General features: G+C 67.2%; 11 protein-coding genes. 6 read left to right on the forward strand and 5 right to left on the reverse strand.

What is annotated here, in order from left to right; all coding sequences use genetic code 11:
- The first annotated feature begins 1 nt into the window (after position 1).
- On the forward strand, positions 2 to 931 hold the full coding sequence (locus AC0VYB_RS05615) for a helix-turn-helix domain-containing protein (protein ID WP_227007324.1): 930 nt from the start codon (positions 2 to 4) through the stop codon (positions 929 to 931).
- A gap of 74 nt (positions 932 to 1,005) precedes the next feature.
- Here AC0VYB_RS05615 and AC0VYB_RS05620 read toward each other — a convergent pair whose 3' ends face one another.
- Entirely contained in the window at positions 1,006 to 1,605 is a 600-nt protein-coding gene (locus AC0VYB_RS05620; protein ID WP_063250218.1) for a TetR/AcrR family transcriptional regulator, read from the reverse strand.
- A gap of 127 nt (positions 1,606 to 1,732) precedes the next feature.
- On the opposite strand from AC0VYB_RS05620, the gene AC0VYB_RS05625 reads away from it, so the two are divergent.
- Together AC0VYB_RS05625 and AC0VYB_RS05630 are read left to right on the forward strand one after the other, a co-directional pair.
- Positions 1,733 to 3,424 (forward strand): amidohydrolase, encoded by a 1,692-nt coding sequence (locus AC0VYB_RS05625; RefSeq protein ID WP_063250219.1) that lies wholly within the window; start codon positions 1,733 to 1,735, stop codon positions 3,422 to 3,424.
- Positions 3,425 to 3,462: 38 nt separating this feature from the next.
- Positions 3,463 to 4,878: an APC family permease gene (locus tag AC0VYB_RS05630; RefSeq protein ID WP_063250220.1), complete on the forward strand. Its 1,416-nt coding sequence runs from the start codon at positions 3,463 to 3,465 to the stop codon at positions 4,876 to 4,878.
- Here AC0VYB_RS05630 and mqo read toward each other — a convergent pair.
- On the reverse strand, positions 4,835 to 6,403 hold the full coding sequence (gene mqo / locus AC0VYB_RS05635; protein ID WP_063250221.1) for a malate dehydrogenase (quinone): 1,569 nt from the start codon (positions 6,401 to 6,403) through the stop codon (positions 4,835 to 4,837). The genes AC0VYB_RS05630 and mqo overlap by 44 nt on opposite strands.
- A gap of 113 nt (positions 6,404 to 6,516) precedes the next feature.
- Between mqo and AC0VYB_RS05640 the strand changes: the two genes are divergently transcribed.
- Complete coding sequence (locus AC0VYB_RS05640) at positions 6,517 to 7,422, forward strand: LysR substrate-binding domain-containing protein (protein WP_009374594.1); 906 nt, start codon at positions 6,517 to 6,519, stop codon at positions 7,420 to 7,422.
- On the opposite strand, the gene AC0VYB_RS05645 is transcribed toward AC0VYB_RS05640, so the two are convergent.
- Positions 7,419 to 8,339 carry a LysR family transcriptional regulator gene (locus AC0VYB_RS05645; RefSeq protein WP_063250222.1) on the reverse strand — a complete coding sequence of 307 codons (921 nt, stop codon included), beginning with the start codon at positions 8,337 to 8,339 and terminating at the stop codon, positions 7,419 to 7,421. The genes AC0VYB_RS05640 and AC0VYB_RS05645 overlap by 4 nt on opposite strands.
- 113 nt (positions 8,340 to 8,452) lie before the next feature.
- On the opposite strand from AC0VYB_RS05645, the gene AC0VYB_RS05650 reads away from it, so the two are divergent.
- Both AC0VYB_RS05650 and AC0VYB_RS05655 read left to right on the forward strand, forming a co-directional pair.
- On the forward strand, positions 8,453 to 9,601 hold the full coding sequence (locus AC0VYB_RS05650) for a PrpF domain-containing protein (RefSeq protein ID WP_063250223.1): 1,149 nt from the start codon (positions 8,453 to 8,455) through the stop codon (positions 9,599 to 9,601).
- An 87-nt stretch (positions 9,602 to 9,688) separates the two neighbouring features.
- Entirely contained in the window at positions 9,689 to 11,086 is a 1,398-nt protein-coding gene (locus AC0VYB_RS05655; protein ID WP_131248401.1) for an SLC13 family permease, read from the forward strand.
- Between the two features lie 87 nt (positions 11,087 to 11,173).
- On the opposite strand, the gene AC0VYB_RS05660 is transcribed toward AC0VYB_RS05655, so the two are convergent.
- Both AC0VYB_RS05660 and AC0VYB_RS05665 read right to left on the reverse strand, forming a co-directional pair.
- Positions 11,174 to 13,297, reverse strand: coding sequence for an iron ABC transporter permease (locus tag AC0VYB_RS05660; protein ID WP_131248400.1), 2,124 nt, complete (start codon positions 13,295 to 13,297; stop codon positions 11,174 to 11,176).
- Positions 13,294 to 14,331: an ABC transporter substrate-binding protein gene (locus tag AC0VYB_RS05665; protein WP_063250226.1), complete on the reverse strand. Its 1,038-nt coding sequence runs from the start codon at positions 14,329 to 14,331 to the stop codon at positions 13,294 to 13,296. Before AC0VYB_RS05665 ends, AC0VYB_RS05660 begins: the two co-directional genes overlap by 4 nt.
- Positions 14,332 to 14,361 lie beyond the last annotated feature (30 nt).

Raw genomic sequence — 14,361 nt, forward strand, 5'->3', positions numbered from 1 at the left:
CATGGACGACGTCGCCGCTAGGAAAAACCCGCCAGGTGCGGAGGCCGGCGTCGGTGTCGCCGATCCCGGGCCGCCGGAGCACATGCTCGGTCGAGTGCTCCGGCCCAGTGAGTTGCTCGATCACGCGCGCTACCGCGTCGCCGATCCCGCCGAGGCGTTGCAGCCGTGGATCGAACGCTACTGGTCGGTGAGGTGGGACCTCGAGCCGGGGGAGCGCTACCGTGCGGCGACGGTGTCCGAACCCGCAGTCAATCTCACCGCCGAATGGGGCGACCTGCGCCGAGCCGGCATCACCGGCCCGGGACTGTGGGTGACGGGGCCGGTGACGCGCACGCGCTTCGACGTAGAGCTCTCCGGTGTCGGAGGCGTCGTCGGGGTGAAGTTCCGCCTCGGCGGGATGCGTGCGTTCACGACCGGGCGGCCCGCCGATATCCGCGACTCGACCGTCGCAGCGGAGCGGTGGTTCCCCGGGATCGACGCGGAGCTCGCCGTCCCGCATGACCTCAATTCCGCCGCCGAGGTGCTCGATCGTTGGCTGCTCTCCCAGGCACCGGAGATGACGACGGGGTACGAACGTGTGCGTCTGGCACTGGCGGCCATGTCCGATCGGGCGGTGACGAACCTGCGAGCACTCGCCGAGGCGGTCGCGATGAGCGAACGCAGCCTGCAGAGGCTCTTCCTCGACCACTGCGGGGTCGGGGTGAAGCGGATCCTCGTGCGCTCACGGGTCATCGACGCCGTCGCCGCTCTCGACCGCGGCTGGGACGGTTCGCTCGGTGATCTCGCGACGGGACTGGGCTGGTTCGATCAGTCGCACTTCACCGCCGACTTCCTCCGCGTCACCGGGTATCGGCCCACCGAGTATGTCGCGCTGCGGGACCGAGCCCGAGCCGGCAGGAGCGGTTCGGATGCTCCAACAGTGGAACGGTGACTGCGACCGCGTTCCAGCGCCCAGTTCAGCCGCGATGTTCCTGCGTCAGTCCGGATTCTCCATACGCGAGAAGGTCAAGCGGGAGCCGCTCCGAGTCCGGTGGCTGCAGCCCGCATCGCTGTTTCGGCGTCCGCGACAGTGAGCAGGGAGTTGCCCGCAACGATGTGCAAACCGTAGGCATCTTCCAGTGCGACGAGATTGAGTGCGAGCTGCTCGATGCCGATGACAGGGGAGAAGTCTCCTGAATCGGTGCCTGCAGTGAGGACCCTGCGATAGATGTCGAGTTGCCTGGTGAACATGTGCTCGACCATTTCGTCGTGGGCACTTGACGTGCCCGCGAGGACATCGAACTCATAGAGAAGCCGCATGAGCGCGTCGTCAGGCCCGGTCGGCAGTCCTTCGCTGATCGCGGCGGAAAGCTGCCGACGCGGATCATCGAGCTCAGCGATGACAGCTTCTCTGGCATCGCAGAACCGTTCGACGCCTGCGCGGTGCGTCTCGAGCAGCAGCGCATCGAGGTCGTCGTAGTAGTAGAGGATCGCGCCCCGTGTCAGGCCGGCTCGCCGCGCCACATCGGCCAGCGAGACCGATCTCAGGCCAGTCTCGCCGACGGTCTCCAGCGTCGCTGAGATGAGCGCGTCCCGCCGTTGGGATTGGTTCTTAGTCCGTGCCATGGAATGAGACTATCGCGTTCCGCTCTTGACATCGTCGGACCGCGGTGTGAGCCTGGAACCAATTCTTTGACACTAGCGTCAAAGAATAGAACTGACCGTGCAACGATGCATCGAAACGGGGCCGCACATGCTTGACCTTCTGCTCACTGACGCCAAAGTCCGCACCTTCGATCCGAATCTCCCCTGGGCGGAAGCCGTCGGGATTCTCGGTGGTCGAATCGCATTCGTCGGGGCAGCGGATGAGGCTCCGAAGGCGCGAGAGGTCAGGCATCTCGAAGGGCGGTTGCTCACGCCGGGCATCATCGACAGCCATAATCACCTGCTGCTCGGGTTCGACCCGGACGCCGTCAGCCTTGAGGGTGCGGAGACGCTGTCGGAGGTTCGCCGTCGAATTGGCGAACTCGCATCGCAGCGTCCGGAGCTGTCGTGGGTGTGTGCCGAGAACGCTGTCTACTCAGTGGTGGAGAACCGTCGACCCAACGCGGCCGACCTTGCCGGCCTCACGGACCGACCGATCTTCGTCACCACCTACGATCAGCACTCAGTATGGCTCAATGACGCCGCATTGGCAGCGCTCGGAATCAGCGATGGGCGCGACATCGCGTGGGGAAACCCCGAGTTCGGATCCGACGGGCGCCCAACTGGTTGGGTCACCGACTTCTATACCTCGGCGATGACCAGCGCAGGACTCGAAGCGCTGCAACGCGACATTCCCATGTACTCGCCCGATCGGCGGTACCGAAAGCTGCTCGGAAGCCTCGAGATGGCGACACGGTCAGGCATCACCACCGTCGTCGAACCGCAGGTTCCTGTTGCGGAGATCGGGTTGTTCGAACGAGCACTGAGTGAGGACAGGCTCTCGTCGCGGGTCATCGCCGCTCTCTTCCACCCGGTCGATGCCGCACCGGAATTTCGCCAGGACCTGAGAACCGCAGTCCACGATGCCCCACGAACTGACCGTCTCCGCTTCGGGCCGGTCAAGCTCTATGCCGATGATGTCATCGAGCCGCACACCGCGTGGATGCTGGACGACTACGCCAACCGGCCGGGCCACCGTGGACACCCCTCGGCACCGATCGGCGAACTGAGCAAGATCGTCACGGAGCTCGACCGGCTCGGCTTCCAGACGCACACTCATGCCACTGGTGACGGAGGAGTCCGGCTCGCGCTCGACGCCATCGAAGCCGCCACGGTGGCCAATTCGACACAGGATCGTCGTCACGGAATCGTCCACGTCGAGTGCCTCCACCCCGACGATCTGTCTCGATTCGCGTCTCTTGGGGTGACAGCAGCGATGCAGCCGCGCCACGCCTCTCCCGATCTCATCGAGGGAACCTGGATGGAGAATGTCGGCGAGGCGAGATGGGACCGCGCCTGGAGAGTCCGGTCGCTGATGGAATCCGGTGCTCATGTCGCGCTCTCGAGCGATTGGCAGGTCGGGGAGATGGATCCGTTGGTCGGCATCTATTCTGCGCTCACCCGTGCAGGTCTCGACGGCAGGACGTCGTGGACGACTGCCGAGGCCATCACGCTCGATCGAGCGCTGGAAGGCTACACGCGGCAGGGCGCCTGGGCTTGGCATGAGGAGCAGAATCTCGGAGTGATCACGGTCGGGGCGAAGGCGGACCTCGTCGCCTGGTCTGCCGATCTCTACTCTCTCGATGCGGCGGGAATCCTTGAACAACGGGCTGACCTGACGATCGTCGGCGGCGCCATCGTCCATGACGCAATGGCCCCACTCTCGTCCGACTTCCGCGTCGAAGTCGCCGCCAAGACCCGGAGCCAGGCGGCGAGCTGCTCCGGTCACCAACACCACTGACGGAAATCCATCCATCGAATCATCTGGAAGGCAGGACAATGCGAACCGATTCAAAGAAGAACCGTTCGACGAGTGCCGCAACCGAGAGCAACCTCCAGAGGAGTGCTGAAACTGAAGTCGATGGTTCGCGCACTCTGCGCAGACGCCTGCGACTGCGACACATCGTCTTCCTCGGACTCGCGTACATGGCCCCTTTGGCAGTGTTCGACACTTTCGGCATCGTTGCCGAAACGACCGACGGACGTGTGCCCTTGGCATACATCATCATCTTCGCCGCAGTCGTCGTCACTGCGCTGAGCTACGCGAAGATGTCGAAGTACTATCCGCGAGCCGGATCCGCATACACCTACGCCCGGGAGACGATCAATCCTCACGTGGGATTCATGGTGGGGTGGGCCGCTACGCTCGACTACCTTCTGCTGCCGATGCTCAACGCTCTCCTCGCTGCGATCTACATGGGCGCTGTCCTGCCAGAGGTGCCGTCGTGGATCTGGGTGATCTCGACAATCGTGATCTGCACGATCCTCAACGTCGTCGGAGTCAAACTCGCGGCCCAGGTCAATGTCATCCTCGTCGTCGTTCAGCTCGTTGTCGCTGCCGCATTCGTCTTCTTCGCCGTCCGGAACATCATCGTGGGTGCTGGAGGAAGCGAGCTGAGTCTGATGCCCTTCGATCCCAGCGGAGTGCCGACCGGAGCCCTTCTGGGAGGCGCATCTCTGCTCGCTCTGTCGTTCCTCGGGTTCGATGCGGTGACCACGATGTCAGAGGAAGCGGTCAGACCCACGGTCGACATTCCTCGCGCGATCATTGTCATCGTCATCTCTGCCGGCGTGTTCTTCGTCGTGGTCACCTACACCATGCAGGTGCTCTTCCCTGATGTGTCGACGGTCGGTGACATCGTCGGTGCATCGCCGGAGATCGCGAAGTACATCGGTGGTGCGGCGTTCCAGGCGCTGTTCGTCGGCGGGTACATGTTCGCAGTCCTCGGCTGCGGGCTGACCCAACAGATGAGTGCGGCCCGCCTTCTCTACGCCATGGGACGAGACGGGACCTTGCCGGAGCGGGTGTTCGGACGGATCAATCGCAGGTCAGGAGTTCCTGTGGTCAATATCGTCATCATCGCCGTGCTCGCCTCCACGGCAATGTTCCTCGACCTGGAATCGGCGGCCTCGCTGATCAACTTCGGTGCCTACGTTGCCTTCGGAGCGGTCAACCTCTCGCTGATCCTGGCCACGTTCAAGTATCTGCGACCCGCAGGAAGAATCGGCGTGTGGGCAGGATATGTTCTTCCCGGTATCGGCCTCGTCATCAATGTCGCCTTGTGGCTGAGTCTTGACGCGAACGCGAAGATCGTCGGTGTCGTCTGGGCGCTGGGTGGCTTCGTCTTCCTGCTTGTGCGCACCCGCGCCTTCAGAGTCTCGGCACCGACGATGGCCGAGCCGGAACTCGACTGAACGCTTCGGACTCTCCGGCGGCAGATGCTTCGTCTCGGCCGAGACCGAGTGCTCGGTCAGTGCGGACCTCACTCGCCGCCACCGCCTCGACGCTCCAGTCCTGCCGGGCGAGGTCGGGCACGGCGTCGATCATGCGCTCCTCCCAGGACCGACGCCACTGGGCTGGGAACGACCGCCGCAGCAGGTCGACCATGATCGGCACTGCGGTCGAGGCGCCGGGGGAGGCGCCGAGGAGGCCGGCGATCGATCCGTCGGCGGAGACGACGAGCTCGGTGCCCTGTTGCAGGACCCCGATCCGGTGGGGATCGGGGGTGACGAGCTGGGCTCTCTGGCCGGCGGGAATGAGCTCCCATTCATTCGGTCGCGCATTCGGGTAGTACTTGCGCAGCTGTGCGAACTTCTTCGCTGGGCTCGCGGCGAGCTCGCCGATGAGGTAGCGGACGAGGCTGAGATTCTGCAGGCCCGCAGCGGCGACGACGTGGAGGTTGTCCGGTCGCAGGGTGGTGAAGAAGTCGCTGAGGCGACCGTGCTTGAGCAGCTTCGTGCTGAAGGTCGCGAACGGTCCGAAGAGGAGATGCTCCTCATCGTCGACGACCCGCTTGTCGAGATGCGGCACCGACATCGGGGGAGCGCCGACATCGGCCTGCCCGTAGACCTTGGCATTGTGGCGTCTCACCACGGCGGGGACAGAACACCGGTAGAACGCGGCACCGACCGGCAGCACCGCATAGCCCTTGACCTCAGGAACACGGGCCTTCTGCAGCAGCCGCAGCGCGAAGCCGCCCGCGCCGACGAACACCGTTCCCGCCCGGATCGCGAACCGGCTGCCACCGGTCGCAGGCGTCTCGCCGATCGTCCCCGTGACCATCCAGCCGTCACCGTCTCGACTCAGACCGGTGACGGTGTGCCCCGTGAGCACCTCGCCCCCGCCTTCAGCGGTGATGACCGACGTCAATGCCCGGGTGAGGGCACCGAAGTCGACGTCCGTGCCACGGCGGACCCGAGAGGCCGCGACCGAGCCGTCGGGCCCTCTGCCCTCCATCGTCAGCGGTGCCCACGCGGCGATCTCCTCGGCATCCTCCGAGTACTCCATATCGGCGAAGAGCGGATCGGTCCGCAGCGTATCCACCCGCCGGCGCAAGTAGGCGACGTCGCGGTCGCTGAAGACGAGATTCATGTGCGCCGTGCGGTGGATGAACGTCGCAGGATCGACGAGGCCCGCCTCGGCGAGATGCGACCACCACTGTCGGCTGAGCTGGAACTGCCGGGCGATCGCGGCAGGCTTCGTCCCGTCGTTCGGATCGGGCATGTAGTTGAGTTCGCAGAACCCCGAGTGACCGGTGCCGGCGTTGTTCCAGGGGTCGCTGCTCTCGGAGGCGAGGTCGACGGACTTCTCGAGCACGACGATCCGCCACGACGGTTCGAGGACGGCGAGCATCGACCCGAGGGTCGCTGACATGATGCCGCCGCCGATGAGCACGACATCGGCATAGGGGAGAGTCTCGGTTCGCGGTGTGCGGGGCATGGTGTCCTCCATGTCGGATGCAGGTCACGGGCGGGTGTTCCCGGGCCGTACCACCACGATCCTCCCAAACGAATCATCCGTCCAATGAGTGGATCGATGAGTATGATCCGAATATGGATGAAAAACTCGATGCCCTCGTCCCGCATCTCAGGGCACTCGTCGAACTCGCCGATCAGGACGGTCACATGACCGACGCAGCCGCGGTCCTCGGCATCCCCCAGTCGACGATGAGTCGGCGCATCCACGGCCTCGAGGACCACCTCGGCGTCCCGATGGTCGTCCCGCGGGGGCGCACGGTCGGTCTCACTCAGCAGGCCAGGGACCTCGTCGCGGAGATCCGGGCTCCGCTGCGGGAGATCGGGATCGCGATCTCCGACCTCGCCGAGGCGGCCGATCCCGACCACGGCGTCGTCCGCTTCGGCTTCCCCCTGACGATGGGCGCCGGGGTCATCCCCGATCTTCTCGCCGCTTTCAGCGACGCCCATCCCGGGATCCGCCTCGACCTCAAACAGGCCCACGGAGCCGTCCTCGTCGACGACCTGCAGGCGGGTCTGCTCGATCTCGCGATCATCATCCCGCCGCCGAGGGAGCTCGCGCACGAGGTCCTTGCACGTCAGACCGTCGTCGCGACGGTCCCGGCCGACCACCGGTTGGCCCGGCGCCGAATGATCTCCTTGGCCGAACTCGCCGACGAACGGTTCATCGCCAACCCCGAGCCGTACAACCTGCGCACCCTCACCGACGCGTGGTGCCTGGCTGCCGGATTCGTCCCCGAGGTGAAGACCGAGGTGACGGAGTTCTCGACGATCCGCGAATTCGTCAGTCGGGGCATGGGCATCGCCCTCATCCCGCGCAGCGTCCGCCCCATCGAGGGCCTCACCGAGGTGGAGCTGAGGGGAACGCACGTCCGGGAGATCGCGCTCGTCTCCGCCGTCCGCCGGCCCAGCCGGGTCGTCGCGCGGCTGCGCGACTACATCACCGAGGCGGCAGAGGAGTGGGGAGAGGGGTCTGCGTCCTAGCCCCGCCACTCCTTCGCCGCGCTCACGGTGCGGAAGGACCGGACGAGGGCGAGAGTGGCAGGGGATTGAACGCGTTCAGCGAGTTTGGCGAGGAGGATCCGCCGCGGTGCCGGATTGCCGCGGATCGCGACGACCCTGACGTCGGGTCCGTGCGCGCGCACCGCCAGCCGCGGGGCGACTGCGACGCCGAGACCTGCCGAGACCATGCCGAGCAGCTCCGGGTAGTCGTTGGCCTCGAAGACGATGTCCGGGTCGAACCCGGCATCCCGGCAGATCCGCTCGAGCACTGAGGCGACCGGGTGCGAGGATCGGGTGATCCATCGGTCGTCGGCGACCTCCTCGAGATCGACGATGCGTCGGCGCGCCAGACGGTGCCCGGCCGGCAGCAGGAGCATCGTCGGCTCCTTGAGCAGTGTGGTCTGCACGGGGATGTCCTGCCCGATCGGCGCCCACGGATAGTCCCAGAGTGTCGCGAGGTCGACCTCCCGGCGCTCGAGTGCCTCCCCGATGCGGTCGAGGCGGTAGCTGCGCACGGTGACCTCGACATCGGGGTGGAGGTCATGGAAGTGGAGGAGGACCTTCGGCATCACCGAGGCGGCGAAGGTCGGGAACGTCGCGATCCGCACTTCGCCGCGGTCGAGCTGTGCGAAGGCCTCCATGTCGTTGCAGGCGGCTGCGAGTGCGTTGTCGATCGTCATCGCGTGCGCGGCGAGCTTGAGACCCGCATCGGTCAGGCGCATCCCTTTCGGGTGCCGGACGACGAGCGGAAGGCCGACTTCGCGTTCGAGCTTGCTCATCTGCTGCGACACCGCCGAGGTGGAGAGCGCGAGCTCATCGGCGGCCGCGGAGAGGCTGCCTGTCCGAAACACGAGAAGCAGGAGGAGGAGTCGATCGACGCTGTACGGCGCTGAACTCATGGTTTAAGCATAGCTTAGATCGAGGTAACAAAGTGTTGATTGAACTTAATCATGCTGCGTGACACCGTGAATCGAAAGCCGCATCACCGCGGCGTCGGATTCAGGAGACACACGTGAACGGTCAACTCCACGGACAGTGGTATCGGGGCGGCACATCGAAGTGCTGGCTCTTCATGGGCGATGAGATGCCCGCGGATCGAGCCCAGATCGCGACCGCCCTCGCGGCGGTTTTCGGGTCGGGCGACGACCGGCAGCTCAATGGGGTCGGGGGTGCCTCCTCGACGACGTCGAAGGCGGCGATCATCTCGCCCTCGGCGATCCCGGGCATCGACATCAGCTATCTCTTCGCCCAGGTCGGGATCGGGCAGACCGCGGTCGAGTTCACGTCGAACTGCGGCAACTGCGCCTCGGCCGTCGCGCTCTTCGCGATCCAGAACGGGCTCGTCCGTGCTGGCGGAGACGTGACCGAGGTGAGGATGATCAACGAGAACACCCGATCCGTCCTCGTCGCCGAGGTGGCCACCCCTGGTCGGGCGATCCCCACCGACGGCGACGAGACGATCCCCGGCAGCGCCATGCCCGGGGTGCCCGTCAACGTCTTCTTCGAGAACGTCGACGGCACCTCGACCGGGGAGCTTCTGCCCGCGGGTGCGGCGACGACGGTGCTCAGTGCCGCCGGGCGCACGGTCACCGTGAGCGCCATCGACGCCGGAGCTCCCGCATGCTTCGTCTCCGCAACCGACCTCGGGATGACCGGCAGCGACACCCTTCCCGAGGTGCGCCTGCGCCTGCCCGAACTCCTCGCCATCCGCGAGTCGGCGTCCCAGGCGATGGGGCTGACCCTGCCCGGTGAGGACCCCAGCCCTGCCGTTCCGAAGGTCGGCATCATCGGTCCTGCCGAGGACTTCACGACGACGACGGGAGAGCGGGTCGCCGCCGCCTCCTACGACCTCTCGGTGCGGATGGTCTCGATGTTCGACCCGCACCCGGCGATCGGCCTCACCGCGGCGATCGCCCTCGCCCGAGCGGCATTCGTCGACGGCAGCCTCGTCCGCTCACTCATCGGCCCGGACCGACTCCTCTCGCGCGGCGGCGAGGTGAGCATCCGCATCGGCACTCCCGCCGGGGTCATCACCTGCGAAGTGCAGCTCGACTCCGCCGGCGACGTCGCCCGACTCGGGGTCAGGCGCGTGGCCAGGCGCATCGCCGCCGCCGACATCGATCTTCCGCACGCCGACACCGCACTGCAGCTCGTCGGCTGACCCCACCCGCTCGGTCATCGGATCGGACGGCACCACGCAACCGCAATCAGAGACAATCACACTGACAATGAAGTTGGAGGACCTCCCATGACCCTCGTCCAGATTCTCATCCTGGTGGTACTGGTGGTGATGTTCATCGCCGCCACAAAGTGGCCGATCAACATCGGCATCATGGGGTTCGTCGGAGCGTTCCTCTTCGGCACCTTCGTCTTCGGCATGGACGACAAGGAGATCCTCGAGGAGTTCCCCGCGAGCATCGTCCTCACCATCGTCGGAGTGACGTTCTTCTTCAGCATGGCCCAGCGCAACGGGACCATCAAGATGCTCGTCGACCTCGCCGTGCGCGCCGTGCGCGGACGCCTCGGCATCGTCCCGTGGATCTTCTTCGTCATCGCCTCGATCCTCACCTCCCTCGGCACGTTCTCCCCGGCGGCCGTCGCCCTGCTGGCTCCCGCAGCGATGGGCTTCAGTGCCGCCTCGGGCTACAGCGGCGTGGTCATGGGCGCGATGATCATCAACGGCGCCCACGCCGGAGCGTTCTCACCGATCTCCGTCTCGGGCATCATCGTCCGCGACATCGCCGCGGAGAACGGCTTCGACATCGACCAGGGCGCCCTCTTCGCCGCCTCGTATGCGATCAACGTCATCGTCACGATCCTCACCGTCGCCGTGATGCGGGTCTTCGGTCGTCTGCGCACCACACCGGAACCCGAGGCCGTGGATGAGGCCGACGGCCCCACCGAGGCGACACCCTCGAGCGGTGCGGGCGCACCCGCGGGCCGCCTCGGCGGGACGGCGGCCCCCGCGGGCACCGGGACGTCGTGGGGCAAGGGCGGAACGACACTCGTGGACCCGGCACCCACCTCGGCGCCGGTGGGGCGCTCCGTCCTCACCCCGCAGGTGTGGCTGACGCTCTCCCTCATCGCGGTCATGGTCATCGGTGCGGTCGGCTTCGAGCTGCCGATCGGATTCCTCGGACTCACCTGCGGTCTCGTCCTCGCATTCACCTCGATGAAGCACTCGGACACGTTCGTCTCGGGGATCTCGTGGTCGACGGTGCTCCTCGTCTCGGGCATGATCGTCTACATCTCCCTGCTCACGAAGGCCGGCGTCATCGACTCGCTCTCGACGATGGCCGTCTCGATCGGCATCCCGCTCCTCGTCGCCGTCGTCCTCTGCTACGTCATCGGCATCAGCTCCGCCTTCGCCTCGTCGACGGCGCTGCTCACCGCGTTCATCCCGCTCTCGATCCCGCTGCTCGAGCAGAGCGAGCTCAGCGCGACCGCGGTCATGGCCGCACTCGCGATCTCGGCGACGATCGTCGACGTCTCCCCGTTCTCGACGAACGGCGCCCTCATCATCGCCAACGCGAAGGGCAGTGCGGCGAAGACGATCTGGCGCGACCTCATCATCTACGGTGCGATCGTCGTCCTCCTCGCCCCGCTGCTCACGTGGCTGCTCCTCGTCGTCTCGGGCATCATGTGACGACGTGACAGACGCGGGTGGGCTCCTCCGAACGGAGGGGCCCACCCGTTGTCATGTGCCGGCCGTCCTCGCCGAGGCGGTCGTTCCCTAGGCCCGTGACCGCGCGAGCAGCCTCACGAAGTAGGGAGCGCCGATGAGGGCGACGATGAGGCCTGCCGGGATCTGTGCGGGGGCAATGACGGTGCGCCCGAGGGCGTCGGCGACGACGAGCCCGAGGCCGCCGAGGAGCATCGCGACGGGGATGACCCGGGAATGGCGGCTGCCGACGAGGGCGCGCGCCGCGTGCGGGGCGACGAGCCCGACGAAGCCGACGACGCCGACCGCGGAGACGCTCACCGCTGCCAGGACGGCCGCGGTGATGAGCACGCCGAGGCGGACGGGTTCGCGGGCGACTCCGACGAGCCTCGGCGTGTCGTCGTCGAGGGCGAGGAGGTCGAGCTCCCGACTCCACACCGCGGCGAGCGGGATCGCGATGACGAGGACGAGGGCGACAGGGGCGACATCGGCCCATACGCGCCCGTACGTCGACCCGGACAGCCACGTGAAGATCGCCGGAGTGTCCCACGGGTTCGCGCGGATGAGGAAGAGCGTGGTCAGAGCCGTGAAGCCGTACCACAGGCCGATGCCGATGAGGACGAGGCGGTCGGTGTTCATCCCGCCCCGCCACGACAGGCCGTAGACGATCGCGAAGGCGACGAGTGCCCCGATGATGCCGAAGGTGGAGATGAGGACGACCGTGGCGCCGGGAACGAGGGTGACGACGATGACGGCGCCGAGCCCGGCCCCGCCGGTGATGCCGAGAAGCCCGGGCTCGGCGAGCGGATTGCGCGCACTGGCCTGGACGAACGTGCCCGAGAGGGCGAGCGCGGCACCAGCGAGGAGGGCAGCGGCGACCCGCGGTGCCCGGGAGTCGAAGGCGAAGCCGATCACCGGGGCCGTCTGATCGCGCAGCCACAGAGCGACGTCGCCGAGGAGGTAGAACCGCTCCCCGGTGAGCAGGGCGAGGACGGTGGCGACGAGGAGGCCGACGGTGAGGGCAGTGATGACGAGCGCGGCGCGACGGCCACCGTGCACCGTGCTCCGCGCCGCCGAGGTCGGCTGTGCCGGACCCGTGGTGCGCATCCGGCGGGCGAGGAGGACGAGGATGATCGCGCCGAGGATGGTCGTCGTCACCCCGGACGGCAGGGTGATCGCGGCCGTGGCTCCGACGATCGCGCGGAACACGGCGTCGGCGAGGACGACGATGATCGCCCCGATGAGTGCGGTCGCGGGGATCATCACGACATGCTTGGCGAGCACCGGGACGAACCGCGCGAGCAGGCGGGTGATCACCGGCGCGGCGAGGCCGACGAAGCCGATCGGCCCGGCCAGCGTCACTGCGGTGGCGGTGAGGAGGACGGCGAGGATGACGCCTATGGCCCGCGTCGAGCGGATCGGAACGCCGAGCACCGCAGCCGTGTCGTCGCCGAGGCTGAGCAGATCGAGGCGGCGGGCGAGCAGGAGGGCCGCGGCGACGATGACGGCGATGACCGGGGCGCTGCGCAGGGCGGCCGAGCCGTCGAGCTGATTGAGGGTGCCGGAGCCCCAGGAGAAGAGGCTCGTCGTCTCCTCGGCGAAGAGGATGAGCAGCGTCGACGTGCCCGCCTGCAGTGCCAGCGCCGTGGCGGTGCCGGCGAGGACGAGTTTCGTCGTCGACGCCGCGGCCCCGCCGGCGAGTCCGAGGACGAGCGCGGCGGCGAGGAGCCCGCCGGCGAACGCGACGCCACCGGAGGCCCACACCGGGACGGCGAGCCCGAAGGCGGTGACGAGGGTGACGGCGAAGTAGGCCCCGCCGGTGACCGCGAGCGTGTCCGGGGAGGCGAGCGGGTTGCGGGCCAGCGATTGGAAGAGCGCGCCGGCGACGCCGAGGGCGATGCCGACGAGGACGGCGGCACCCACGCGCGGCAGCCGCGACCCGATGAGGATGTCGCGGACACTGGGGCCCGCCTCGGCGGGGGAGGCGGCACCGGTGAGCGCCCCGAGGAGGTCGCGCAGACCGATCCCCGAGGTGCCCTGCGTGATGTGCCACGCCGAGAGCACGAGGAGGACGACGGCGAGACCGACGAGGACCCCGGTGGCCGTGAGCGCACCGAGGAGCCCGACGCCCCGGGACGGCGCCGCGGCACCGTCCCGGACGTCGGTCTCAGCGGCGTCGGTGGACGTCTGGGTCACTTCGTCAGGGCGCCGACGTAGGCGTCGAGGGCCTGTGCGGAGGACTTCGGGCCGCCGAAGGTCCAGATGCCGGCAGGGAACGGTGTGGCCCGATCCTCCTTGACGGCGGGGATGTTCGCCCAGATGTCGTTCTTCTTCAGCAGTTCGACGTAGTCCTCGGACTCGGGATCCTCGGTGCCGGTGTAGTAGAAGTTCGCGTCGCCGACCTTGGAGAGGCCCTCGATGTCGGTCTGGCCGAGCCCGTAGGCGGGGTCGACCTCACCGGTCCAGACGTTGGTCAGCCCGATCGTCTCCCCGAGCTCACCGATGAGCGAGCCCTGACCGAAGGGTCGGATGGCGACGTTCGAGCCGTTGACCCAGCCGTCGAAGTAGACGAAGTCCGTCGTTTCGGGCTTCGCATCGGCGATGGCCTGCTTCGACTCCTCGACCTTCGCGTCGAAGTCCTCGAGCACCGCCTGTGCGCGTTCGCTGCGACCGGTGGCCTGGGCGACGAGGGAGAACGTGTCCTTCATATAGGCGATCGGATCCTTCGCATCGGCGCCGGTCATGACCATGACGGGCACGCCCTGGTCTTCGATCTGCTGGATGACCTTGTCGTCGCGCGATTCCTTCTCGATGATGACGAGGTCGGGGTTCGCCGAGAGGATCGACTCGACGTTGGTCTCCTGACGGGTGCCGACGTCGGTCGTCGTCTCCGGCAGCTTCTCAGCGGTGTCCCACGCGGTGTAGCCCTTGACGTCGGCGGCGGCGACCGGGTCGACGCAGAGGGAGAGCAGGTCCTCGGTGTACTGCCATTCGAGGGAGACGACCTTCGCCGCGGGCTTGTCGAGTTCGATGGTCGTGCCCGTGTCGTCGGTGACCGAGACCGGGTCCGTCGAGGTCGCGGTCTGGTCGTCGGCGCACGACGCCGAAGTCGACTTCTGTGCGGCGTCATCCGCCGAGGCGTCGGTGTCGGTGGTCCCGCACGCGGAGAGTGCGAGGGCGCAGATCGCGCTCGCCGAGGCGAGGGCGAAGGTGCGTGGCAGTGTGGCCATGGGTGGGTCTTCCTTCTCGTGGGCGCACTC

The organism is Brevibacterium sp. Z349TD_9 (genome assembly GCF_056173565.1).